Origin of the sequence: Embleya sp. NPDC127516, assembly GCF_044765325.1 — a bacterium.
Taxonomy (GTDB): Bacteria; Actinomycetota; Actinomycetes; order Streptomycetales; family Streptomycetaceae; genus Embleya.
The window spans coordinates 225,729-248,951 of the sequence record NZ_JBIWJT010000002.1 but is presented as its reverse complement, the minus strand read 5'-3'; the positions used below and the strand labels follow the sequence as shown (position 1 = coordinate 248,951).

Here is a 23,223-nt window from a genome sequence, read left to right as displayed (position 1 = left end):
CTATCCCCCGTCGGCGGCGGGCAGCGGAATCGGTTCCCCCGGTTGCAGCGCGGGATCGGTGATCGCGAACGTGCGCACCCGGCCCGGTTTTCCACCCGGCACCTCGAACCGCACGGTGACCCGCCCGACGCCGCTGCCCTGCACCCAGCCGGGCCCGAACTCCTCGTGCACCACGTCCTGACCGGGCGACCAGGAGACCCGCTTCGGGGCGGCCGGTACCGGCACCTCCCGGTCTCCCTCCGCGCCTTCCTCGTCCTGCTCGTCCGGCTCGGCGGGCTCCGGCTCGGCCGCGCCGAACAGGTCCTGCTGGGCGAAGTCGGCCAGCCCGCCGACACCCACCCCCAGCAGCCGCACGCCGCCCGTGACGTCCACCTGCGCGGCCAACCGGCGGATCGTCTCGCGCACCACCCCCGGGTCGTCGGTGGGCCCGCGCAGCGTCTCCGAGCGGGTCAGCGTGCTGAAGTCGTAGCGGCGCAGCTTGAGCACGATCGTGCGCCCGGAGCGCCCGGCGGCGCGCAGCCGCTCCACGCACCGGATCGAGAGCCGGTCCAGCTCCCGGGTGATGCGCTCGCGGTCGACCAGGTCGGTGGGGAAGGTGTCCTCCACGGACACCGATTTCGCGTCCCGGTCGGCGACCACCGGGCGCGCGTCCAGCCCGGCGGCCAGAACGTGCAGGCCGTGTCCGTGCGCCTGGCCGAGCAGCCGGACCAGTTCGCTCTCGTCGACCGCGGCCAGGTCGGCCACGGTGTCCAGGCCGGCCCGGCGCAGCACGTCGCCGGTGGCCGGGCCGACCCCGGGCAGCGCGCGCACCGGCAGCGGGTCGAGCATCGCCCGCTCGGTTCCGGGCACGACCACGCACAACCCGTCGGGCTTGTCCGCCTCGGAGGCGATCTTGGCCAGAAGCTTGGAGGTGGCCGCGCCGACCGAGCAGGTGAGCCCGGTGGCCGCGTGTATGTCCGCGCGCAGGCGTACCGCGATCTCGGTGACCCGCTCGGTGTCCAGCGTGCCGCCGTGCGGGCCCGCCTCCAGGTCGACGAACGCCTCGTCCAGGCTGAGCGGCTCCACCAGCGGCGACAGCCGGTGCAGCAGTTCCATCACGGTGTCGCTGACCTGGCGATACAGCGCGAAGCGCGGGCTGAGGAAGGCGGCGTTGGGGCAGCGCCGGCGGGCCTCGCCGATCGACATCGCCGAGCGCACGCCGAACACCCGGGCCTCGTAGGAGGCGGTGGCCACCACGCCGCGCGCGCCGATGCCGCCGACGATGACCGCCTTGCCGGCCAGGCTGGGCTTCGCGGCCTGCTCCACCGACGCGTAGAACGCGTCCATGTCGAGGTGGAGGATGCCGGGGGCATGTCTCACACCGGGCAATGATGACGCACGGGTCCGACAGAACGCGCGTTCAACCGCTCAGGGCGCGTCGGATCTCGTCGCTTTCGGGGCCTATCACCCGCGGATCCGGCTTCAGCACGATCTGCCCGGCCGCCTTGATCGCGGCGAGCGTCTCGCGACCGGTTCCGTACACGGTGGGCCCGATGTGGCCCCACGCGAAGGACTCGTCCGGGACGCCGTACGCGGATATCCCGGCGGCCCGGCACAGGCCGAGCGCACGGCGCAGATGGAAGCTCTGGGTGACCACGATGACCCGGTCGATCCCGTAGACGCGTTTGGCGCGGATGCAGGACTCCCAGGTGGAGAATCCCGATTCGTCGGTCACGATCCGGTGCTGCGGGATTCCCCGGTCCGCGAGGTAGCGCCGCATCACCCTGGTCTCGTCGTAGCGGTTGTCCCCGCCGTCACCGCTGACCAGGATCACCCGGGTCTTGCCGGCCCGGTACAACGCGAGCGCGACGTCGAGCCGGCGGGCCAGCAGATCGGACGGCCGGTCCCCGTGCACGCCCGCGCCGAGCACCATCGTGACGTCCTCGTGCGGCACGTCGGCCACCGTGCGGACCCGGTTCCCGGCGTACAGATGCAGCCCCGTGATCGGGGTCAGCCCGGCGACGGCGAGCAGGACGGCGGCCTGATAGCCGCGCCGTTGGGCCCGCCGCGAGCGCGGCAGGGTCGGCCGACGAAGGATCACGTCCATGGGGACGTCCTGCCCGGCGAACCGGTTCCCACCCTCCCCCGGGCGGCTCAGACCGCTTTGTCCCTGCGTCTGCGTGCCAGTTCGTCACCCGGATGAACCTGCGTGATCGGTTCTCCCGTGCCGGTGTGCTCGCCCTGGAGCTGCGCGAGCGAGCCCTCCACCTCGCGCCACACCGCCCCCACGGCGATCCCGAAGACCCCCTGACCACCCTGGACCAGGTCGATCACCTCGTCGTACGACGTGCACTCGTACACGCTGGCACCGTCGCTCATCAGGGTCATCCCGGCCAGGTCGCCGATTCCGCGTCCGCGCAGGTGGGCCACCGCGATCCGGATGTTCTGCAGCGAGACACCGGTGTCCAGGAGCCGCTTGACGATCTTCAGCACCAGGATGTCGCGGAAGCCGTACAACCGCTGCGTGCCCGAGCCGTGGGCCGGGCGGACCGTGGGCTCGACCAGGCCGGTGCGGGCCCAGTAGTCGAGTTGGCGATAGGTGATGCCGGCCGCCGCGCACGCCGTCGGGCCCCGGTAACCGACGTCCTCCGACGGGGTGCCGGGCGGCGTGACGTCCTGCCGCCGGGGGCCCGCACCGGGGTCGGTCGCCGGCAGAGGACGTGCCGTGCGGGCGCGTTCCGCCGCCGTGATGTCGCCGGTGCTGCTCACGCCGACCTCCCTTTCGTCTCCCCACGCCCGAGTACGGCGCGGAGAGTCTCTTTCAGTCCCGGGCCGCAGGCGGCGAGGTGCAACGCGCAGGGGTCATCCCGGAACTGTCGATTTCGACGGTAGGCAGTCACCAACAGCGCGTCAACGACCGGGCCGTTCGGCACGCCGAGTGACGCTGCTCGCACGAGTGGTTTGAACCGGTTGCCCAGGGGTAGGTCTGGCCGCTTTGCCTCTGATCGAAGCGGATCGAGCCGGATCGGGCATGATCGACGGCGCGCCGGCGCACCCGGGGCGGAGCCGACCGGTCCCGGACGCGAAAAAACCGCCGCCCGCTACCGCCTCGCCGGGAGCGGCGGGCGGGACGGTCGGCGGTTCCGGACGTGCACCCGGCCGCGGCGGGCCGACTATTGGCTCGTGGTGCCGAAGTCCTCGGGCGAGATGTCGTTCAGGAACTCCCTGAACTTCTCGATCTCGTCCTCCTGCTCGTTGGGGATCACGATGCCCGCCTCGTCCAGGACCGCGTCGCTGCCGACGATCGACGTCCCGGTTCGCAGCGCGAGCGCGATCGCGTCCGACGGGCGCGCGCTGACCTCCACGCCGCCGGAGAAGACCAGCTCGGCGTAGAACACGCCCTCGCGCAGGTCGGTGATCCGGATCTGGGTCAATTCCTGCCCCAACGCCTCCAGCACGTCCCGGAAGAGATCGTGCGTCAGAGGACGCGCGGGTACCACGCCCTGTTGGGCGAACGCGATGGCCGTCGCCTCTACCGGGCCGATCCAGATGGGGAGATAACGATCGCCCCCCGTCTCCCGTAGGAGCACGATCGGCTGGTTAGAGGGCATCTCCACCCGGACGCCCACAACCTCTAGCTCGTTCACATCGCCACACTAGCGCGCTCGGCTGTCGGTCACCGATCCCCGGGGGCCGAATAGGTCGGGGATTCGTCGTTTTTTCTTCGTGATCCGGTGTTCACGTCACGGTCCGCCTCGCGGCCCGATCGGCGCCCGTCGCGGGCGGCGTGGGTCAGCGGCCCAGGCGGGGCGCGAGCGCGGTGGTGACCAGGACGGTGTGCAGGCGCGAGGTGAGCGCGAGCAGGTCGCGTACGGTCTCCTCGGCGCCCGCCTTCGCGCGGGCGCCCCGGCGGTGCAGGAGCGGCGCGACGATCTGTTCCACCAGGGCGGCCTCACGGTCCGCGGCGGCCTTGGTCTGCCGCAGGTGGCGCGGCTCCACGCCATAGCGGCCCAGCGCGGCCACCAGCCGGGCCACCACCAGCGCGTCGCCGTCGTAGACCAGCGCCTGCTCGCCGTCGCCGCCGGCGCCGGGTCGCGGACGGCGCGGCTGGATCAGGCCGAATTCCTCCAGCCGGGCCAGGTCCGTGTCCTGGATGCCGGCCGCGGCGATCAGGCCCGGCCGGTCGAGCAGCACCGTGGTGCCCTCCCGACCGGCCGAGTCCGGATCGCCTTCGGCGTCCTGCGCTCGTGCGGATTCGGCCGGGGTCGGGCCGGCCGGTTCGAGCCCGCGATCCATCGCGTCCAGTTGATCCTTGATCACCCGGAGCGGCAGGTAACGGTCGCGCTGCACCCGCAGCACGTAGCGCAGTCGTTCGATGTCGGCGGGGCCGAACTTGCGATAGCCCGACGGGCTCCGCTGCGGCTCGATGAGCCCTTCCGCCTCGAGGAACCGGATCTTGGAGATGCTGATGTCCGGGAACTCGGGACGCAGCAGGGTCAACACCCCGCCGATGCTCAAGGAGACCGATCCGGCCGCCGCCGGACTCACCCGATCTGCCCTTGGCGGCTGGGGAAGAAGACCAGTCGGTACTTGCCGATCTGTACCTCGTCGCCCGGCGCCAACGGAACCTCGTCGATCCGCTCGCGGCCCACGTAGGTGCCGTTCAGGCTGCCCACGTCGGCGACCGCGAAGCCGCCGGGGGTGCGGCGGAACTCGGCGTGCTTGCGCGAGACCGTGACGTCGTCGAGGAAGATGTCGCTCTGCGGATGCCGACCGGCCGTGGTGCGGTCCGAGTCGAGCAGGAAGCGACTGCCGGAGTTGGGGCCCCGGCGCACCACGAGCAGCGCGGTTCCCGGCGGCAGCGCGTCCACCGCGGCCTGCGCCTCGGGGGTGAGGATCTCGCGGGGAGCGGGTTCCGCGTCCAGCGCCTCGATGCCGCTGATCGAGATGGTCGAGGTCTGCTCGGACGCGCGCTCGGCGCCCGCGCCCAGCCGAGCGCCGCAGTTGGAGCAGAACCGGCCGCCGGGCGGATTGTGATGCCCGCAGGCGCCGCACACCACCACGTCGGCCTCCTGACCCGTGCCGGTCGCACCTCGACCTTCGGTCGAGAGTTGCCCGAAACTTATGCGCGCCGTGTGTTCCTGGTCAACAGCGACATGCCCGGCGGTCGCGTCGGACTCGCCCAGGTGCGGAGCGGGTGCGGGGGGTGAGCCGGCGGACGCCCCGTACGGGGTGCCCGGGGGCATCGTCGGCGGGGCGGCCGGCGGGTTGCCGGACCTCCCCGCATCGGCAGCCGGCGCGTCGCCGGAGCGACGGGAACGACCGAACAATTTCGCGAACAACTTCACGGGCGAACCTCCCCGAGAGAACCTGGCCCGCCCGTGGGGCAGGAGGAGTGGGTCGTGGTGATGGACTGCCTACCGCTTCGCCGGGCCGTCAGGAGCCAAGGCTGTTCTGATAGGCGGCCGCGTCCAAGAGCGCGGCCGGTGCGGCGGGATCGTCGAGGCGTACCTCGAACATCCAACCGTCGCCGTAGGGATCGGAGTTGACCAACTCCGGTGCACCGTCGAGCACGTCGTTGACGGTGGTCACGACGCCGTCGAGCGGCGCGAAGAGGTCGCTGACACTCTTGGTCGATTCCAGTTCGCCGCAGGGCTGTCCGGCCACGACGCGGGTGCCGACCGGCGGCAGCGTGACGTAGACGATGTCACCGAGCGCGTCCTGCGCGAATTCGGTGATGCCGATCCGCACCGTCCCGGAGATCTCTTCCATGACGCGCACCCATTCGTGCTCCGTCGTGTACGCGAGATCTGCGGGATACATGCGGACAGCCTGCCCTTCTTGCCTGATGAGTGTGCACCGACGGCGACCGGCGGACTGATTCTGTCAGGTGTGCTCACCCGTTACCGGCGCCCGGTGCCGAGCGAGCGTAACCAGGCTTGTTCGCAGGCCGCAAGGCGTCGATCAGCACCTCCTGCGAGGGGGTGACAATGGCCCCCGCCTGCTTCTTCTCCAGGGTCTTGACGACACCCCCGGGGATGTTCAACGCGGGCTGGAGATCCTGCGGATTGCCGATCACCTTGAACACGTACGGCGGCAGCACTTTGGTGCCGTCGATCACGATGTCGCCGGGCGGCGTGCCGTTGAACCAGGTGCCGGCCACCACGCGCACGTCGTTGATCTGGATCACCTCGGCGCCCGCCGCGCGCAGTTCCTGGAGCGTGTCCAGCAGCACGTCACCGCTGACCGTGCGCTGCGGATCGGTGATGGTCAGGGTGATGCCGGGCCCGCTGGCCTTGACGGTGCCCGCGAGGACGCCCAGGGCGTCCGCCTTGGCCGCGTTCTGCTCACGCGCCTCCTGGACCCGGTCGTTGCTGTTCTGGAGCTGCGTGCGGCTGTTCTCCAGACGATGCTTCTCGTCCTCCAACCGCCGGGTGCGCTCGCCGAGTTCGTCCAGCACGCGGACCAGGTCCTCCTGTCGCGCACCACGCAGCGGATCGGACGCGGTATTCGAGCGAACCTGGATGGCCAGCCCCGCGCCGAGCGCGAACAGCAGTACCGCGCCCACGAGTTGGGCCCGGCTCACGCGCGGCGGCCAGAACGCCTCGAGCAGCCTGCGACGGCCCGGCTGATCGTCGACCCGCTCGTGCGGGTGCGGCTCGGAAACCGCGTTCGAATCCGTTTCCGGCCCGGGCGTGTCGCGCGCCACCGCGTGCGCCCCCGCGTGCGGTTGCGCGAGGGGGTCGCGCGGCCCGGACACCTCGCGCTCCCGGGCCTGTTCGGGCGGGGGCGCCGCGGGCACCAGGGGCGGCACGGACGCCCGCGCGGCCCGGGGCTCCGCGGACGCCCGGGGCGTCTGCGGCGCCTGCGCCGCCCGATGCGTTTGGGGCACCTGGGGTGTTTCCCGCGTCTCCCGGGCCGATTCGCGGATCGGCGCGGTGATCGGCGGGATCTCCGAGGTCACCTCGGCGGCCTGCTCGCGGATCCGCTCCCGGATGTGCCGGCCCTCGTGATAGAGGTCGACCGGGCGCCGGGTCTCGATCGTGGGCTTGCGGGCGGCCGGCGCCTCCGGCTCGACCTCGGGTTCCGGCTCGGGTCCGGGAACGGCCTCGAGCGCGGGCTCCGCGGCCGTGCGTGGGATGCCCAGGTCGCGGGGATCCTCGTCGTGGCGGGCGTGCCGCCCGCGCGTCTCGTCCGTTTCGTCGGCCATGTGTGTGACTCCCCGTCAGGCCCGGAAGACGTGCCGGCGGATGGCCGCCGCGTTGGAGAAGATCCGGATGCCGAGCACGACCACCACGCCGGTGGACAACTGCGCTCCGACACCCAGCTTGTCGCCGAGGAAGACGATCAGCGCGGCGACGACCACGTTCGACAGGAACGAGACCACGAAGACCTTGTCGTCGAAGATGCCGTCGAGCAGTGCGCGCAGACCGCCGAAGACCGCGTCCAGCGCGGCCACCACCGCGATGGGCAGGTACGGCTCCAGCTCGTGCGGGATCACGGGTCGGGCGAGATACCCGACCACGACCCCGAGGACCAGGCCGAGGACCGCGATCACTGTTTACCCTTTCGTTCGGTCTGCTTCTGCGGCGGTGTCGACGAGCCGGTCGGCGGGGCCGAACCGCTCGGCGGGGCCGTGCTCCGGCCCGCGGCCGTCGCGGGCGGTGTGCCCGGGGTCTGCTTCGCCGGCGGGCTCGCGGGTGTACTCGGCGGTGTGCTCGCGGGCGGCGGGCCGCCGGGTACGTCCGCGTAGCGCAACGAGGTGCCCAGCGCGGCGGGCAGCTTGAGCTTCTTCTGTGCGCTCAGGTTGACCCGGATCCCGTAGTTCTCCTGAAGCTGGCGCAGATATCGCCCGTCCGCGCCGACCATGAACTCGACCTGCATCGGCTTGGCGTCACCGATCGCCAGGATCGTATACGGCGGCGCGAGCGGCCGGTTGTCGACCAGGATCGAGGCACCGGCGGCGCGGATCGCGGACAGCGCGGTCAGCCGCTGGTTGTTGATCGAGATGGCCTCGGCGCCGGCCTTCCACAGGCCGTTGACCAGCCGCTGGAGGTCGCGGTCCAGGATCCGGCCGTTCGCCGCCGCCTCGGCCTGGCGCGGGTCGGTCGAGCCGTCGGTGTTGTCCGAGCCCTTGGCGTCGTCCGCGATCACCTTCAGGCCCGGCCCCTCGACCGGGTCGGATCCGGTGAGCAGCGCGAGCAGTTCGACCCGATCCTTGGCGCCCTTGGGCAGCGAGACCTCCTGGATCGCGTCCACCTCGGCGCGCAATCGCTCGACGGTGGCGGTGAGCGCGTCCACCTCGGCCTCGTCGGTGTGGATGCGATCCACCAGTTGATGCCGCTCGCGCTCGGCCTGTGGGGCGGCCGCGTGCACCTTCATCGCGGCCACCATCAGGATCATCGCGATCAGCGCGACCCCGACCACGGCCAGCACCCGGGCCAGCGGGCCCTTGTTCATCCCGGTGTCGCCGCGCACCGCGCGGCGGGCGGTGGCCTCCGCGTAGCCCGCGTCCAGGCTGTTCGTCATCATGTCCACGAGCAGGGACATCGAGGCATCCGGCCGCCTGTACCGGCTCGTGCCTGGTGTCTCCCGCGATGACATGCGCCCCATCGTTCCATGCCCGACGGAGTGCTCGATGCAGGGTCCGATACCGGGTCCGGCCGTGGATCGCGGCAGGCGATCCACGGCCGGGGAAGACCCTACAAGACGGCTGCCCGCACCGCCGGAGTCGGCGGCCGGGAAGGGCCGTCAGTCGCCCGCGTGCTCCACGACCCGGCTCCACTCGTCCAGGAGTTCGTCCGCGGCGGTATCGTCCGGGCCCTCGGCCCACACGTGGGTGACCGCCTCGGCCGGGTCCGGCAGCACCAGCGCCCAGCGCCCGTCGGCCTCCACCACGCGCACGCCGTCGGTGGTGTCGATCTCGCGGTCGCCCGCCGCCTCCACGACCCGACGCATCACCATGCCCTTGGCCGCCCACGGCGTGGGCACGTCCCGCCGGCGCACGTGCGCGCGCGGGATCCGCGCGTCGATCTGGCTCAGCGTCAACTGGGTGCGCGCGACCAGCCCGATCAGCCGGACGAACGCGGCCGTACCGTCGAAGACGGTGCTGAACTCGGGGACCACGAAGCCGCCGCGTCCGTCGCCGCCGAAGATCGTGTCGTCGGACATGGCCACGCGGGCCAGGTCGTCCGGCGACGTGGTGGTCCACTGCACCTGGACCCCGTGGTAGGCCGCGACCTGCTCGGCGATCCGGGTCGTGGTCACCGGCAGCGCGATCTTGCCGCCGCCGCGCTCGGCCGCGACGCAGTCCAGCAGCACCAGCAGCGCGCGATGGTCGTCGATGAGCCGACCGCGCTCGTCCACCAGCGACATGCGCTCGCCGACCGGGTCGAACCGTACGCCGAACGCGGCCTTGGAGGAGGCCACGATCTCGCCCAGCCGCACCAACCCCTCGTGCCGCTCGTCCGCGGTCTCGGTGGGGCGGGCGTCGTCCAGACCGGAGTTCACGGTGAGCGCGTCGATGCCCAGCCGGCCCAGGATGCTGGGCAGCAGCAGGGCGGCGTTGCCGTGTGCGGCGTCCACCACCACCTTGAGCCCGGACTCGGGCACGCCGGTGATGTCCAGCGCCTTCAACAGGGAACCCGAGTAGCTGTCGAACGGCCGTGCGGGGAAAGTCAGTTCGCCGATCTCGCCGGGGAACGCGCGGCGGTACTCCTGACGCGAGAAGACCCGGTCGAGCTTGCGCTGCGCGGCCTGCGACAGGTCCGCGCCGCGCTCGTCGAAGAACATGATGTCCACCGAGTCCGGCACCCCGGGCGTGGTGCGGATCATGATCCCGCCCGCCGAGCCGCGCGCGGTCTCCTGGCGGGCCACCGGCATCGGCACGTTCTCCAGGTCGCGCACGTTGATCGCGGACGTCTGGAGCGCGGAGATGACCGCTCGCTTGAGGGCGCGGGCACCACGCGAGTGATCACGCGCGGTGGTGACGGTGGCCCCCTTCTTGAGCGTGGTGGCGTACGCGCCGGCCAACCGCACGGCCAGCTCGGGGGTGATCTCGACGTTGAGGATGCCGGAGACCCCGCGCGGGCCGAACAGGTACTTCTGGCCGCGCGACTCCCAGATCACCGACGTGTTGACGACCGCGCCGGCCTCGATCGTCTTGAACGGGTAGATCCGCACGTCCCCCGCGACCAGGGACTCCTCCTCGATCAGGCACTCGTCGCCGATCACCGCGCCCTCTTCGATCCGGGCCGCGCGCATGACGTCGGTGTTCTTGCCGATCACGCAGCCGCGCAGGTTGGTCTGCGGGCCGATGTACACGTTGTCGTGCACGACCGCCTTGTGCAGGAACGCACCGCGCTTGACCACCACGTTGGAGCCGAGCACGGTGTGCTCGCGGATCTCCACGCCGCCCTCGACCTTGGCGTAGTCGCCGATGTACAGCGGACCCTTGAGGATCGCCTCGCGGTCCACCTCGGCGCCCTCGGCGACCCAGACGCCCGGCGAGAGCTCGAAGCCGTCGATGTCCACGTCGACCTTGCCGGTGAGCACGTCGGCCTGGGCCTTGAGGTAGCTCTCGTGCGTGCCCACGTCCTCCCAGTAGCCCTCGGCGACATAGCCGTAGATCGGCTTGCCCTCCTTGAGCAGCTTGGGGAACACGTCGCCGGACCAGTCCACGGACACGCCGGCGGCGACGTAGTCGAAGACCTCGGGCTCCATCACGTAGATCCCGGTGTTCACGGTGTCCGAGAAGACCTGACCCCAGGTCGGCTTCTCCAGGAACCGGTCCACCCGGCCCTCGTCGTCGATGATCGTGATGCCGAACTCGAGCGGGTCGGGCACTCGGGTCAGGCACACGGTGACCATCGCGCCCTTGGCGCGGTGGTACTCGACGAGCGCCGTGAGGTCGAAGTCGGTGAGCGCGTCGCCGGAGATGACCAGGAATGTGTCGTCCTTGAGCGCCTCCTCGGCGTTCTTGACGCTGCCGGCGGTACCGAGCGGGGTCTCCTCGTTCGCGTAGGTGAGGCTCATCCCGAGCTCTTCGCCGTCGCCGAAGTAGTTGCGAACCAGCGACGCGAGGAACTGGACGGTGACTACGGTCTCGGAGAGTCCGTGCCGCTTCAGGAGCCGCAGCACGTGCTCCATGATCGGCCGGTTCACCACCGGCAGAAGCGGCTTGGGCATGCTGGAGGTCATCGGGCGCAGGCGGGTGCCCTCGCCTCCGGCCATGACGACGGCCTTCATCGGTCTCGTCCTCCTATCGCGTCACACCACCCGCGCCCACGGCTGAATTGCCGGGGCCGGGTGGCGTGCCTTCAGTACGTGGTGATCGCCGCGGTGTCGGGCGATCCCTGCGCTTACCCGGCGGTCGCCGAGCGACCCGCCTTGTCCGCGGCCACGAGGCGTTTGGCCTGGGCTGCGTAGAGGACTCCTGCCCACCAGTACAGAGCGGTACCCCACCAGGCGAACGCCCATCCGAAGATCGCGGCGAGAGTTGCGACACGTCCGGTGCCGTCGCTGAGCAGCAGCAGCGGGAAGGCGTACATGAGGTTGAAGGTCGCGGCCTTGCCCACGAAGCTGACCGAGAGCGCGCCGTAGCGGTGCCTGCGCAGGATCAGCAGTACCACGCCCATGAACAACTCGCGGCCCAGGATGATCGCGGTCAGCCAGATCGGCAGGATCTCGCGCCAGGTCAGGCCGACCAGGGTGGCCAGCACGTAGAGTCGGTCCGCGGCCGGGTCCAGGATCGCGCCGACCTTGCTGACCTGATTCCACCTGCGGGCGAGTTTGCCGTCCAGGTAGTCGCTGATCCCGCTGAGCATGAGCAGTGCGAGCGCCCAGAGGTCGTGTTTGGGACCGCCGAACTCGGGCGCCAGGATGAGCCACAGGAAGACCGGTACGCCGAGCAGCCGGGCGAAGCTGAGCGCGTTGGGGATGGTCAGGACCCGGTCGCTGGGAGCGTCCACGCCGCCGTCTCGGGGATGCGGCGGCGCCGCGTCCACGTGGGCCTCCACGGGACCTCTGCTTTCTGCCGGTGGGCCTTCTCGTTCCGGGTCCGACTCGTTCGGAGTCCAGCCTAGTGACGCGCTGATCCGCTGCTCACCGGGTCCGGGTCGGGGGTGGCGGGCTCGGCGACCGGCTCCGCGACCGTGGGCAGCGGGGTGCGGTCGCGCAGGATGCGCCACACCAGGAGCAGGGTCAGCGCGATGCCCGCGAAGAGGTATCCGTTGCCGAGCACGAACTCGATCGGCGTCCAGTGCCGTTCCCGGTTCCCGTCCCGGGGGGCGAGCCAGATCAGGCCCCACGGCTGGAGGGTCTGCGTGTCGTCCCAGTCGCCGCGCACGTTCAGCCGCAGCGGCCACGCGGCGAAGAACGCGAAGAACGTGCCGGTCAGCCACCACCACAGCGGTCGGGCCCGGGTCAGCGCGGCGTGCGCGAGCAGGACGAACGCGGGCACCACCCAGACCCAGTGGTGCGACCACGAGATCGGCGACACGAACAGCGACAGGCCGCCGGTGATCACCACGCCGACCAGTTCGTGCCCGCGCAGCGAGGCCCGCGCGGCGGCCACCAGGCCGAGCGCGCCGACCAGCGCGCAGCACAGGAACCACAGCCCCGAGGCCACCCCACCGTCGCCGAGCAGCCGGGTGAACATGCCCTGCACGGATTGGTTGTTGAGCGTGCCCACGCTGAGCTTGTCGTTGACCTTGCCGCTGATCGACACGATGTGCGACCAGTAGTAGACGGACCCGGACGGCGCGGAGACCAGACCCACCAGGACGGTGCCCACGAACGCGCCGCCGGCCACCGCGGCGGCCCGGAACCTGCGGGTGATCAGCAGGTAGACGATGAAGATGCCGGGGGTGAGCTTGAGGCCGGCCGCGATGCCGACGCCGACGCCCTTGTATCTGCGGCTGTCCGGCAGCCCGAGGTCGAGCACGATCAGCGCCAACAGGAGCAGGTTGATCTGCCCCCACACGAGCGTCCATTGGACCGGCTCCAGCCACAACACCACGGCGAAGGTGGCCGCGCTGACGCCGAGCCGACCCAGACCGCGGCGGTAGCCGAGCATGCCCCACGCGGACCAGACCACGGCGAACAGCGAGAGCAGGCTCACCACCGCCATGAACCACTTGAGGCCGGCGAAGCCCAGCGGCAGCAGACCGTAGAACACCAGGCCCGAGATCGGCGGGTAGATGAACGGCAGTTTGTCGGTCCAATTGCCGTAGTTTCGGGTGTAGATCTCGTCGCCGTCGCGGAAGCGGTGCGCGGCGTCGTGGTAGACGCTCAGGTCGAGCATGTGCCACATGTCGCGGCGGCCGAGGTAGGTCCACAACACCCACAGGCCGAGCGAGAGCACCAGCAGGGCGCCGCCGACGAGGGCGGCGCGGCGCGGTCGACGCGGTTCCCGGCCGCGCTCGTGCCCGAACGGGACGCGGGGCGCGAGCGTCAAGAGCTCGCGGCAGGAGGTCACGAGCACCTGGGGGAAGGACATGTCGGTCGGGGACTCCACAACTGCACGGTTCAATGGGCGCCTGGCCGGGTGGCGCCGGGTCAGGATATCCACACGGCCGGTTCGGTCCGGCCCGGCGTCCGGTGCCGGGAACCGGCGGACGTTCCCGGACGCGCTCCGGGCCGGGGCCCGGGCCCCGGCCGGCGTGGGGGTGGAACTCCCCGGGGACGGTCGGCCCACCGGTTCGGGCGGACCGAGCGTAACGGCTTCCGCCGACCCGCTCGCCCACCTTCCTCGAGACGCCGCGAGGCCGACCGCGATCGTGATCAGCGCGGCGAGCCCGGCGAGAGTGTACGCGTCGGCGAGCAGGAGATCCCACCCGGCGAACCGGAGTTCGCGGCCCTCGCGGTAGGGGACCTGCCGGATCGGCCCGGTGGGCACCGGTACCGGGAGCTCGACCCGACGGCCCGGCACCGCGGCGGTCGGCGCGACCGGCGCGAGCGCGAGGTGGCCGGCCACCGATGTCACGACCAGGACCGCTGCCGCTGTCGGGAGACGTCCGAGGAAGCGCTGGGTGCGATGTGACGCCTCGGGCATGCACCTGATCGCACCGCCGCAAACGGCCGCTTGCTCCGCACTACTCCGTATGCGTTACATTCCTGGTCGCTTCGCGGAATTGCGGGCATTGCCCCGATCGGTCCGGCAATGCCCGCCTATCCCTGCTTGTCCCCTACTTCTCCCCCTGCTTCGTCTCCTGCCGGTCCTCCTGCGCACGGGCCCGCGACCGGCCCACCTCGGCGTAGAAGCGGAGCACGTCGAGGTCGTCCACCGAGCCGGGGTTGACCGCGTCCTCCAGTCGGCGGCCCTGGAGCAGCTTCTTCACCGGGATCTCGATCCGCTTGCCGGTGAGCGTGTGCGGCACGCCCGGCGCCGCGATGATCTCGTCCGGCACGTGGCGCGGCGAGACCTCCTCACGGATCACCGTGCGGATCCGCGCCTTGAGCGCGTCGTCAAGGGTGTGTCCGGGCGCGGTGACCACGAACAGCGGCATCCAATAGCCGCCGTCGGGCAGTTCCAGCCCCACCACGAGCGACTCGCGCACCTCGGGCAGGCGTTCGACCGCCTCGTAGATGTCGCTGGAGCCCATCCGCACACCCTGACGGTTCAGCGTCGAGTCGGAGCGGCCGTGCACCACGATGGTGCCGCGCTCGGTGAGCGTGATCCAGTCGCCGTGCCGCCACACGCCGGGGTAGGTGTCGAAGTAGCTGGCCCGGTAGCGCCGGTCGTCGGGGTCGTTCCAGAAGTACACCGGCATCGAGGGCATCGGCTGGGTGATCACCAGTTCGCCGACCTCGTCCACCACCGGCCGGCCGTCCTCGTCCCACGCCTCGACCGCGCAGCCCAGCGCGCGGCACTGGATCTCGCCGAGGTACACCGGCAGGTCCGGGCTGCCGCCGACGAAGGCGCTGCACACGTCGGTGCCGCCGCTGACCGAGGCCAGCCACATGTCCGCGCCCACCGCGTCGTAGATCCAGCGGAAGCCGTCCGGCGGCAGCGGCGAGCCGGTGGTGCCGACCGCCCGGACCCGGCTCAGGTCGTGGCTGACGCGCGGGGTCAGCTCGTTCTTGCGGCAGGCCATCACGTACGCGGCGGAGGTGCCGAACCAGGTCACCTTCGCCCGCTCGACCACGGTCCACTGCGCGTCGGCGCCGGGGTAGCCGGGGCTGCCGTCGTAGAGCACGATCGTGCTGCCCGCGAGCAGGCCGCCGACCAGCATGTTCCACATCATCCAGCCGGTGGAGGTGTACCAGAAGAACCGGTCGGTCGGGCCCAGGTCGAGCTGGAACGCGGCCTGCTTGAGGTGTTCGAGCACGATGCCGCCGTGGCCCTGGACGATCGCCTTGGGCAGGCCGGTGGTGCCGGACGAGTACAGGATCCACAGCGGGTGGTCGAAGCCGACCGACTCGAAGTCGAGGTCGGCGCCCGAGACCTCGCGCCCGATCGCCTCGGCCCACGGCAGCACGTCGGCGGGCGTCGGTTCGTCGAGGAGCGACACATGCAACACGTGTCGTACCGTCGGCAGGCCCGCGCGCAGATCGGCGACCACGTCGGCGCGGCGGATCTCCTTGCCGCCGTAGCGGTAGCCGTCCACCGCGATCAGCACGACCGGCTCGATCTGCTGGAACCGGTCCAGCACGCTGCGCGCGCCGAAGTCGGGCGCGCAGGCCGACCAGACCGCGCCGATGGCGGCGCACGCGAGCAGCCCGATCACCGCGTGCGGGGTGTTCGGCACGTAGGCCGCGACCCGGTCCCCGGGCCGTACGCCCAGCTCGCGCAGGGTGGCGGCGCAGGAGGCGACCTGGCGGCGCAGCTCCACCCAGGAGATCTCGCGCGGGGTCAGTTCCTCGTCCAGGTAGACGATCGCGGCGCGCTCCGGGTCGCCGTCCTCGGCGTGTCGCAGCACCTGCTGCGCGTAGTTGAGGCGCGCGTCGGGGAACCAGCGGGCGCCGGGCATGGTCCGGTCGGCCAGCACCACGTCCCGATCACCCAGGTCCAGCTCGAACCAGTCGCACAGCGAGGCCCAGAAGGCCTCGGGCTCGGTGGTCGACCAGGCCCACAGTTGCGCGTAGTCCTCGGCGCGGACGCCGCGTTCGGCGCCGAGCCATTCGCGATAGCGGGTGACCGCCGCGGTGGCGACCCGCTCGGCCGACGGCTGCCACAGCAACTCGGCCCGCTCGCTCGATTCCGTCATATCTTTACTGCCCCCTCCGCGCGGTGTGCCCCCCGACCCTGCCATCTCGCGCCTCGGCGCGCATCCCCCGGGCGGGTCGTAAAGGATCTTCGTGCCCACTCTGGACGCGCCGCGCCGAACGCGGGATGTTACCGACGGGAAACAAGTCCGGCAGAGGAGGCCTCGCATGCCCACCACGCACGGCACCGTCACCGACCGCGAGCGCGTCGCGGAGCGGCTGCTCGCCGCGTCGCATTCGCACGCGTTCGACCCGATCACCGACGTCGACTGGGACGCGCCGCTGCTCGACGGCGCGTACTTCCTGCCCGCGCACCGGGTCAGCCTGTACGGCACGCCGACCTGGGAACGCATGAGCGAACGGCAGCGGATCGACCTGTCCCGGCACGAGGTCGCCTCGATGGCCAGTGTCGGCATCTGGTTCGAGGTCGTGCTGATGCAATTGCTCATCCGGCACGTCTACGACCGCCCGCTGACCTCGCGGCACGTGCAGTACGCGTTCATGGAGATCGCCGAGGAATGCAGGCACTCGACCATGTTCGGCAGGTTGATCGACAAACTGGAGTGCCCCGAGTACGGACCCGGCCCGTACGCGCACATGGCGGCGCGGGCGATGAAGACGCTCGGCTCGGGCGTGCAGGCCTTCGCGATGGCGCTGATCGCCGAGGAGGTCCTGGACACGATGCAGCGCGAGATGATGGCCGACGAGTCGCTCCAGCCGATCACCCGGCAGACCGCGCGCATCCACGTGATCGAGGAGGCCCGGCACGTGCGCTACGCGCGCGACGAGGTGACCCGGGGCGCGCCGCACATGTCCCGCGCCGAGCGGGCGATCACCCGCCTCGCGCTGGCCCGGGCCGCGCACATCATCGCCACCCGCCTGGTCCATCCGGGTGTCTACGCGGCGGTGGGACTGGATCCGGCCGAGGCGTACAAGGCGGCGCGCGCCAATCCGCATCGCCTGGACACCCTGGGCCACTGGTCGCGGCGGCTGATCGCGTTCTACGACGAGCACGGCCTGCTCGGCGGACCGGGGCAACGGCTGTGGCGGGCCTCGGGCCTGATGGGGCGTCAGATATAGCGTCGGGCCGGGCGGGCGGGCGTGGGCGGCTGTGACCGTAAATACCCCGGTCGGGTTGGCGCCCGGAACTGACGATCCGTCAGACTGTGGTCCGTACACACATCGCACGACACGGCCAGACGAGTTGGAGGGCCCCGTGACGAAGGACCACAAGCCTGTGGTCCCCGGTTGGTTCACCACGTCCGGGGAGGACTTCTCCCTCCTCGGCACCCGGTGTACCGCCTGTGGGACCGTGTTCTTCCCGCGCCAGGAGACGTTCTGCAGCAACCCGGCGTGCGCCGGCACCGAGTTCGCCGAGGTACCGCTGTCCCGGCGCGGCACGGTGTGGTCCTACACGAACGCCGGCTACCGCCCGCCGGCCCCGTTCGTGTCCGACCCGGACACCGAGTGGCAGCCGTTCACCATCATCGCGGTGCGCCTGGAGGCCGAGGGCCTGATCGTGCTCGGCCAGGGCGCGCCCGGCGTCGGCGTGGACGACCTGAAGGTCGGGGTCGAGGTCGAGATCGTGCCCGGCGTGCTGTACGAGAACGACGAGCACGTCTACACCACGTGGAACGTGCGACCCGTGGAGGTCAAGGCATGAGCACCGACCGCGAGATCGTCGTCCTGGGCGCGGGCATGCACCCATGGGGCAAATGGGGCCGCAACTTCGTCGAGTACGGCGTCAAGGCCGCCCAGGACGCGCTGAGGGACGCGGGCCTGGCCTGGCAGGACATCCAGTTCGTGGCCGGCGCGGACACCATCCGCAACGGCTATCCGGGCTTCGTCGCGGGCGCCACCTTCGCCCAGGCGCTGGGCTGGACCGGTGCGCGGATCTCCAGCTCGTACGCGGCCTGCGCGTCCGGCTCGCACGCGATCGCGAGCGCCCGTGCGCAGATCCTCGCGGGTCTGTGCGACGTCGCGCTCGTGGTCGGCGCGGACGCGGCCCCCAAGGGCTTCTTCGCGCCGGTGGGCGGCGACCGCCCGGACGACCCGGACTGGGTGCGCTTCCACGTGCTCGGCGCGACCAACCCGGCCTACTTCGGAATGTACGCTCGGCGCCGGATCGACCTGTACGGCGCCTCCGTCGATGATTTCGCCCGGGTCAAGGTCAAGAACGCGCGCAACGGTCTGGCCAACCCGAACGCGCGCTACCGCAAGGCGTTCACCATGGAGGACGTCGCGGCCTCGCCGATCGTGTGCGACCCGCTGCGCCTGATGGACATCTGCGCCACCTCCGACGGCGCGGCGGCGGTCGTGTTGTGCAGCAAGGAGTTCGCCGCGCGACACACCACCTCCCCGGTGCGGATCGCGGCGGTCTCCACGGTCACCCCGACCTTCCCGAGTGCGCTGATCGAGCTGCCCGACATCGCCACCGACTCCTCGGTGGCGGTGGCCCCGAACGAGTTGTCCTTCCGCGCGTCGCTGGCACAGGCCGCCTACCAGGAGGCGGGCATCGGCCCGGAGGACCTGAGTCTCGCCGAGGTCTACGACCTGTCCACCGCGCTGGAGCTGGACTGGATCGAGGACCTGGGCATCTGCGCGCGCGGCGAGGCGGAGAAGCTGCTGCGCGACGGCGCGACCGAGATCACCGGCCGGATCCCGGTGAACGCCTCCGGCGGCCTGGGCTCGTTCGGCGAGGCGGTGCCGGCGCAGGCGATCGCCCAGGTCTGCGAGCTCACCTGGCAACTGCGCGGCGACGCGGGCGAGCGCCAGGTGCCCGGCGCGACGGTGGGCATCACCGCCAACCAGGGTCTGTTCGGACACGGCTCGTCGATCATCGTCACCCGGTAGCACCGGCTCGGATGCACCGAAACGGTCTCGGGGTCGGCGCGGTCCTCGGCACATGCCGACCCGTCGACTCCGGGATCGTTTCCGTCTCAACGGAGGGTTGTATGGGATTTCCGGACGGCGTCGGCGTGGTCGACCTGCTGATGGGGCTGCCGAACCGTGATCGGCGCTGGTGGGCGACCGCGATGGCGGGCACATTGCGGGATCAGGACAGCCGGACCGGGATGACCCATCCGGCCGGATACATGTTCAAGGACCTGCCGGAGATGGAGCGCACCGACTCCTCGGCCGAGGACCTGCTGCGCGAGATGGACCGGTTCGGCGTGGAGAAGGCGCTGATCCCGGTCTCGTTCGAGGACGAGGACACGTCGGCGGCGGTGCGCCGGCACCCGGACCGGCTGCTCGGCAGCTTCCAGGTCGATCCCACCGACGTGATGGCGGGCGTGCGCGGTCTGCGCCGGGCGCGCGAGGAGGTGGGCGTACTGGCCGCGACCTTCTTCCCGTGCGGCTGCACACCCCCGGTGCCGATCGACGACCGGCTGGCCTACCCGCTCTACGCGACCTGCGTCGAACTCGGTCTGCCGGTGTTCGTGAACGCGGGCATCCCCGGCCCCCGGGTGCCGGCCGCCGCGCAGGAGGTGATGCGCTTCGACCGGGTCTGCTACGACTTCCCCGAGCTCACCGTGGTGATGCGGCACGGCGGCGAGCCGTGGTGCGACCTGGCGGTCAAGCTGATGCTCAAGTGGCCCGGACTGCACTGGTCCTCGTCGGCCTTCGCACCCAAGCACTATCCGCGCGCGATCGTCGACTACGCGAACACGCGCGGGTCCGACAAGATCATGTACGCGGGCTACTTCCCGTACGGCCTGACGTTGGACCGAATCTTCGCCGAGCTGCCCGGGGTGGGCCTCAAGGACGAGGTGTGGCCGAAGTTCCTGCGCACCAACGCGCTTCGGGTCCTGGGTCTGTGATCAGTCGGCGGCCGGCGCGAGCGCGAGCGCGGCCTCGATCGGGTCGGCGTCCGGGCGCGGGTCGACCACCGCCAGGACCGGGACGGTCACGCCCGCGTCGACGTAGCGGGCGATCTTCGCCCGGCACTCGGCCGGGCCGCCGTGCACGATCAGGTCGTCCAGGACCGCGTCCGGGACCAGCTCCAGGGCCCGCTTGCGATCCCCCTCGGCCCACGCCGCCCACATCGGCGCCAGTTCCTCGGCGCGGCCCAGCCAGCGATGGAACTCGGCGTAGACCGGCACGGTGAGGTAGGAGGTGATCATCCGCCGGCCGATCGCCCGCGCCGTGTCCCGGTCCTCGATCGGGATCACGAAGATGCGCGCCACGATCTCCTTGTCCGGCCCGCCCTCGTGCACGTACGGCACCACCCGCTTGACGTCCTCGGCGGAGAGCCAGTTCAGGATCGCGCCGTCCGCCTCCCGTCCGGCCAGCCGCAACATGCCCGGGCGCAGCGCCGCGACCAGGATCGGCGGCGGGCTCTGCGGCGCTCGGGACAGCCGGAAGCCGCGCACCGCGAAGGTCTCGTATTCCTCGGTCACCTTCTCCCCCGCGAACGCCGCGCGCAGGAACCGCACGGTGTCCCGCACCCGCTGGTACGGCCGGTCGAAGCTCGCGCCGTTCCACGCCTCGACGATCGGCGCGGACCCCGCGCCGATGCCCAACCGAAAACGCCCCGGGGCCACCTCGGCCAGCGCCGCCGCGGTCATCGCCAGCGTCGCCGGGCCGCGCGTGTAGGGCGAGACGATCGCGGTGCCCAGGCGCACGTCCGGATCGGCCAGGGCGGCCACGGTGAGCGGGGTGAAGCCGTCCAGGCCGTCCACCTCGGCCGACCAGACGTCCGTGTAGCCGGCCGCGCACAGCTCGCGGATCAGGCGCGGGTGGTCGGCGAGCGGCGCGTTCAGCGGAACGGTGATGCCATATCGGGACTGGCTCATGCGTGCTCCTCCGCGGTCCTGATGGTTCCTCAGGACTACCACAACCGGCCGGATACCTGATGTAGCGTCAGGCACCATGTCGACCCTGTGCCTCAACACGTTCGCGTTCTCCCCGTTCGCGGGCGCCCGGGAAGCGCCGCCCCTGCCCGAGTTGTCGGCCGCGGTGCGCGACGCCGGATTCACCGCGATCGGGCTCGACGTGTTCTCCGTGCTCGGCTACGGCCGGCCGCTCGCCGAGCTCGCGGCCGAGGTGGCCGCGGCCGGGCTGCGCTGTCCGGAGATGCTGGGCTTCGTGGTGGACGCGGACGAGGCCGCCGCACTGGAGGGCGCTCGGCAGGTGGCCGAGGCGTGTGCGGCGTTCGGCGCCGACTTCGCGCTCGGGATGGTCATGCTGCCGCCCGACGCACGCTGCGCGGACCTGTTCGCCCGCTGCGCCGAGATCATCGCGCAGGCCGGGGCGCGTGCGGCGGTCGAGTTCCTGCCGTTCACCCCGATCGCCACGATCGCCGACGCGCGCACCCTGGTGGCGCACGCGGGGACCGCGAACTCCGGCGTCCTGGTCGACGCGTGGCACTTCTTCCAAGGCCCGGACACCTGGACCACGCTCGCCGAACTCCCGGTCGCCGAGATCGCCTACGTCCAGATCGACGACCACCCGGAACTGCTGCCGGCGGGCGCGGATCTGTATACGGAGTGCATGTCGCGGCGGGTGCTGCCGGGCGACGGGGTGTTCGAACTGGGCGCGTTCCGGGACGCGTTGGCGGCCAAGGGATACGACGGGCCGGTCAGTGTCGAGGTGATCAATCCGGAACTGGCCGCGCTCGGCGCGGTGGAGTACGCGCGCGCGGCGTGGGCGGCGGTGGAGCGGACCTGGGCCTGAGGGACGCTCGGGCCGGTTGATCGTCGGGGGCGCGCGACGCGGCCACGGTCGCCGGCCCGTGCGCGGCCGACCACGACACCGGCGCGCCGCCCCCGACCCGGCGGCGCCGCGCGACCCGTGCGGATCCCGCCCAGGCCCGTCACCGCAGCCGGAGCCTCACAGCCCCTGATCGGGCGCGTCTCGCGGCGCGGTGGCCTGGAAGGCGGCGAACAGTGGCACATAGCCGGAGGCGTCCATCACCACGCACGCGAACGGCCGGTCGAAGACCACCCGCCGCCGGACCGGCTCCGGCTCGTGGCTCATCCAGTCCAGCTTGACCGTGGTCACCGATGTCGCCTCGACACCCTCCTCGGCGATCCGCAACAACGACTCCTGGACCACCCGATCGACACACACCGGCTCGTCGGTCATCCCGCCGAAGTCCGCGACGTCGGTCAACGCGGCCTCCAGGCCCAGGTCGATCAGATGCGGCACCACATCCAGCCGGGTCCGCAGTTCAAAGCGCGGCAGCCGCACCTCCACGTCCTCGCCCTCGTACGCCTTCCCCGTATCGCGCGGCGCCCACGCCGCGGTGATCACCGACGCCGGCGGCGCGTGCTCCGGGCCGAGCGCGAACCGCACCAGGGCGGGCCGCTCGCCCGCGCACGCCAACTCCACGACGGTGACCTCGCCGTCCCGACCGGAGATCGCCCACACATCCGCGGCCGGCACCTCGCGCCGCATCGTCGGCACCTGGGTGTGCGTCCCGTCGGCGGCGTGGAAGTATCCGTCGTGGGTCCTGGCCGCGTCGAACTCCTCACGCCAGCGGGCCCGCAGCGCGAGCGCGCTGATCAGCACCACCCGGGTCCGCGCGTCGAGTTCGACCGGTATCCGCTCGATCAGCCCGTCGGTGGCGCGCGCGACCCACGCGTCCAGGTCGGCCTGCGCCGCCAACGCCCCGAACCCGATGTCCGGCAGCGCGGCGCGGAACCCCTCGCGCAGCGGTGACGCGCTCCACACCCCGGTCGCCACCGCGAGCGCCTCGGTGCCGGCCAGATCGCGCGCGACGGCGGTGACCACGGGGGCCGCCTCGCGCCACGCGAGGCCCACGAGATCGGCGAGTTCCTCGGCGGTGTCGCCCTCCGCGCCGGTGGCCACCGCCGCGAGCGCGAGCCACAGACCGGTCGGCGAGCACACCACGTCGCCGCCGGCCGACCGCACATCGGGATCGCTCAGCATCGAGTCGAGCCAGCGCGAAGCCAGTTCCCGTACGGTGCCCGCGTGTTCACGCAGAGCCGGTTCCATCTGATCACCCTTGTCGTCGCGTCGCCGCTGCCCGGAAGTTGTTTCGGTCTCCCCCGGTCGAGGAAATCCAACCCTCCC

21 protein-coding genes are annotated in these 23,223 nt (G+C 71.5%); 5 read left to right on the top strand and 16 right to left on the bottom strand.

Going from position 1 to position 23,223, the window contains the following annotated elements; genetic code table 11:
* The 14 genes from ACIRL2_RS03620 to ACIRL2_RS03555 form a co-directional block, all read right to left on the bottom strand.
* Entirely contained in the window at window positions 1-1,359 is a 1,359-nt protein-coding gene (locus tag ACIRL2_RS03620; protein ID WP_395872212.1) for a DNA polymerase IV, read from the bottom strand.
* A 40-nt stretch (window positions 1,360-1,399) separates the two neighbouring features.
* Window positions 1,400-2,086, bottom strand: a complete 687-nt coding sequence (locus tag ACIRL2_RS03615) for a vancomycin high temperature exclusion protein (RefSeq protein ID WP_395872210.1) — start codon at window positions 2,084-2,086, stop codon at window positions 1,400-1,402.
* Window positions 2,087-2,133: 47 nt separating this feature from the next.
* The gene (locus tag ACIRL2_RS03610; RefSeq protein WP_395872208.1) at window positions 2,134-2,748 is read right to left on the bottom strand and encodes a MerR family transcriptional regulator; all 615 of its coding nucleotides are present in this window, start codon (window positions 2,746-2,748) and stop codon (window positions 2,134-2,136) included.
* A gap of 404 nt (window positions 2,749-3,152) precedes the next feature.
* On the bottom strand, window positions 3,153-3,626 hold the full coding sequence (locus tag ACIRL2_RS03605) for a bifunctional nuclease family protein (protein ID WP_020548711.1): 474 nt from the start codon (window positions 3,624-3,626) through the stop codon (window positions 3,153-3,155).
* A 145-nt stretch (window positions 3,627-3,771) separates the two neighbouring features.
* Window positions 3,772-4,497 carry a MerR family transcriptional regulator gene (locus ACIRL2_RS03600; protein WP_402229894.1) on the bottom strand — a complete coding sequence of 242 codons (726 nt, stop codon included), beginning with the start codon at window positions 4,495-4,497 and terminating at the stop codon, window positions 3,772-3,774.
* 26 nt (window positions 4,498-4,523) lie between these two features.
* Window positions 4,524-5,042 carry an FHA domain-containing protein gene (locus ACIRL2_RS03595; protein WP_395872204.1) on the bottom strand — a complete coding sequence of 173 codons (519 nt, stop codon included), beginning with the start codon at window positions 5,040-5,042 and terminating at the stop codon, window positions 4,524-4,526.
* Between the two features lie 373 nt (window positions 5,043-5,415).
* Complete coding sequence (gene gcvH / locus ACIRL2_RS03590) at window positions 5,416-5,802, bottom strand: glycine cleavage system protein GcvH (protein ID WP_026217856.1); 387 nt, start codon at window positions 5,800-5,802, stop codon at window positions 5,416-5,418.
* Window positions 5,803-5,875: 73 nt separating this feature from the next.
* Window positions 5,876-6,793: a DUF881 domain-containing protein gene (locus tag ACIRL2_RS03585; protein ID WP_395872308.1), complete on the bottom strand. Its 918-nt coding sequence runs from the start codon at window positions 6,791-6,793 to the stop codon at window positions 5,876-5,878.
* A 411-nt stretch (window positions 6,794-7,204) separates the two neighbouring features.
* Entirely contained in the window at window positions 7,205-7,537 is a 333-nt protein-coding gene (locus ACIRL2_RS03580; protein WP_020548716.1) for a small basic family protein, read from the bottom strand.
* Window positions 7,534-8,529 carry a DUF881 domain-containing protein gene (locus ACIRL2_RS03575; RefSeq protein WP_395872202.1) on the bottom strand — a complete coding sequence of 332 codons (996 nt, stop codon included), beginning with the start codon at window positions 8,527-8,529 and terminating at the stop codon, window positions 7,534-7,536. Before ACIRL2_RS03575 ends, ACIRL2_RS03580 begins: the two co-directional genes overlap by 4 nt.
* A 201-nt stretch (window positions 8,530-8,730) precedes the next feature.
* On the bottom strand, window positions 8,731-11,226 hold the full coding sequence (locus ACIRL2_RS03570) for a sugar phosphate nucleotidyltransferase (protein WP_395872200.1): 2,496 nt from the start codon (window positions 11,224-11,226) through the stop codon (window positions 8,731-8,733).
* A gap of 113 nt (window positions 11,227-11,339) precedes the next feature.
* Window positions 11,340-11,996, bottom strand: a complete 657-nt coding sequence (locus ACIRL2_RS03565) for a CDP-alcohol phosphatidyltransferase family protein (RefSeq protein ID WP_395872198.1) — start codon at window positions 11,994-11,996, stop codon at window positions 11,340-11,342.
* 62 nt (window positions 11,997-12,058) lie between these two features.
* On the bottom strand, window positions 12,059-13,495 hold the full coding sequence (locus ACIRL2_RS03560; protein WP_395872196.1) for a glycosyltransferase 87 family protein: 1,437 nt from the start codon (window positions 13,493-13,495) through the stop codon (window positions 12,059-12,061).
* A 670-nt stretch (window positions 13,496-14,165) separates the two neighbouring features.
* Window positions 14,166-16,187, bottom strand: coding sequence for an acetoacetate--CoA ligase (locus tag ACIRL2_RS03555; RefSeq protein WP_402229890.1), 2,022 nt, complete (start codon window positions 16,185-16,187; stop codon window positions 14,166-14,168).
* 166 nt (window positions 16,188-16,353) lie between these two features.
* On the opposite strand from ACIRL2_RS03555, the gene ACIRL2_RS03550 reads away from it, so the two are divergent.
* From ACIRL2_RS03550 to ACIRL2_RS03535, 4 genes are all read left to right on the top strand, one after another.
* Entirely contained in the window at window positions 16,354-17,265 is a 912-nt protein-coding gene (locus ACIRL2_RS03550) for a diiron oxygenase (protein ID WP_402229888.1), read from the top strand.
* A 136-nt stretch (window positions 17,266-17,401) separates the two neighbouring features.
* On the top strand, window positions 17,402-17,848 hold the full coding sequence (locus ACIRL2_RS03545) for a Zn-ribbon domain-containing OB-fold protein (protein WP_391582043.1): 447 nt from the start codon (window positions 17,402-17,404) through the stop codon (window positions 17,846-17,848).
* Window positions 17,845-19,038 (top strand): lipid-transfer protein, encoded by a 1,194-nt coding sequence (locus tag ACIRL2_RS03540; protein ID WP_395872190.1) that lies wholly within the window; start codon window positions 17,845-17,847, stop codon window positions 19,036-19,038. Before ACIRL2_RS03545 ends, ACIRL2_RS03540 begins: the two co-directional genes overlap by 4 nt.
* A 101-nt stretch (window positions 19,039-19,139) precedes the next feature.
* A complete protein-coding gene (locus ACIRL2_RS03535) occupies window positions 19,140-20,006 on the top strand; it encodes an amidohydrolase family protein (RefSeq protein ID WP_395872188.1) in 867 nt (288 codons plus the stop codon).
* Here ACIRL2_RS03535 and ACIRL2_RS03530 read toward each other — a convergent pair whose 3' ends face one another.
* Complete coding sequence (locus tag ACIRL2_RS03530) at window positions 20,007-20,981, bottom strand: LLM class F420-dependent oxidoreductase (protein ID WP_395872186.1); 975 nt, start codon at window positions 20,979-20,981, stop codon at window positions 20,007-20,009.
* A 76-nt stretch (window positions 20,982-21,057) separates the two neighbouring features.
* Between ACIRL2_RS03530 and ACIRL2_RS03525 the strand changes: the two genes are divergently transcribed.
* Window positions 21,058-21,861, top strand: a complete 804-nt coding sequence (locus ACIRL2_RS03525) for a sugar phosphate isomerase/epimerase family protein (RefSeq protein ID WP_395872185.1) — start codon at window positions 21,058-21,060, stop codon at window positions 21,859-21,861.
* Between the two features lie 156 nt (window positions 21,862-22,017).
* On the opposite strand, the gene ACIRL2_RS03520 is transcribed toward ACIRL2_RS03525, so the two are convergent.
* Entirely contained in the window at window positions 22,018-23,145 is a 1,128-nt protein-coding gene (locus ACIRL2_RS03520) for a serpin family protein (protein WP_395872183.1), read from the bottom strand.
* Between the last annotated feature and the right edge of the window lie 78 nt (window positions 23,146-23,223).

Coding starts and splice junctions, on each gene's coding strand:
- ACIRL2_RS03615 (WP_395872210.1), bottom strand. CDS start 2,086: ATGGACGTGATCCTTCGTCGGCCGACCCTGCCGCGCTCGCGGCGGGCC.
- gcvH (WP_026217856.1), bottom strand. CDS start 5,802: ATGTATCCCGCAGATCTCGCGTACACGACGGAGCACGAATGGGTGCGC.
- ACIRL2_RS03575 (WP_395872202.1), bottom strand. CDS start 8,529: ATGTCCCTGCTCGTGGACATGATGACGAACAGCCTGGACGCGGGCTAC.
- ACIRL2_RS03570 (WP_395872200.1), bottom strand. CDS start 11,226: ATGAAGGCCGTCGTCATGGCCGGAGGCGAGGGCACCCGCCTGCGCCCG.
- ACIRL2_RS03555 (WP_402229890.1), bottom strand. CDS start 16,187: ATGACGGAATCGAGCGAGCGGGCCGAGTTGCTGTGGCAGCCGTCGGCC.
- ACIRL2_RS03550 (WP_402229888.1), top strand. CDS start 16,354: ATGCCCACCACGCACGGCACCGTCACCGACCGCGAGCGCGTCGCGGAG.
- ACIRL2_RS03540 (WP_395872190.1), top strand. CDS start 17,845: ATGAGCACCGACCGCGAGATCGTCGTCCTGGGCGCGGGCATGCACCCA.
- ACIRL2_RS03535 (WP_395872188.1), top strand. CDS start 19,140: ATGGGATTTCCGGACGGCGTCGGCGTGGTCGACCTGCTGATGGGGCTG.
- ACIRL2_RS03530 (WP_395872186.1), bottom strand. CDS start 20,981: ATGAGCCAGTCCCGATATGGCATCACCGTTCCGCTGAACGCGCCGCTC.
- ACIRL2_RS03525 (WP_395872185.1), top strand. CDS start 21,058: ATGTCGACCCTGTGCCTCAACACGTTCGCGTTCTCCCCGTTCGCGGGC.
- ACIRL2_RS03520 (WP_395872183.1), bottom strand. CDS start 23,145: ATGGAACCGGCTCTGCGTGAACACGCGGGCACCGTACGGGAACTGGCT.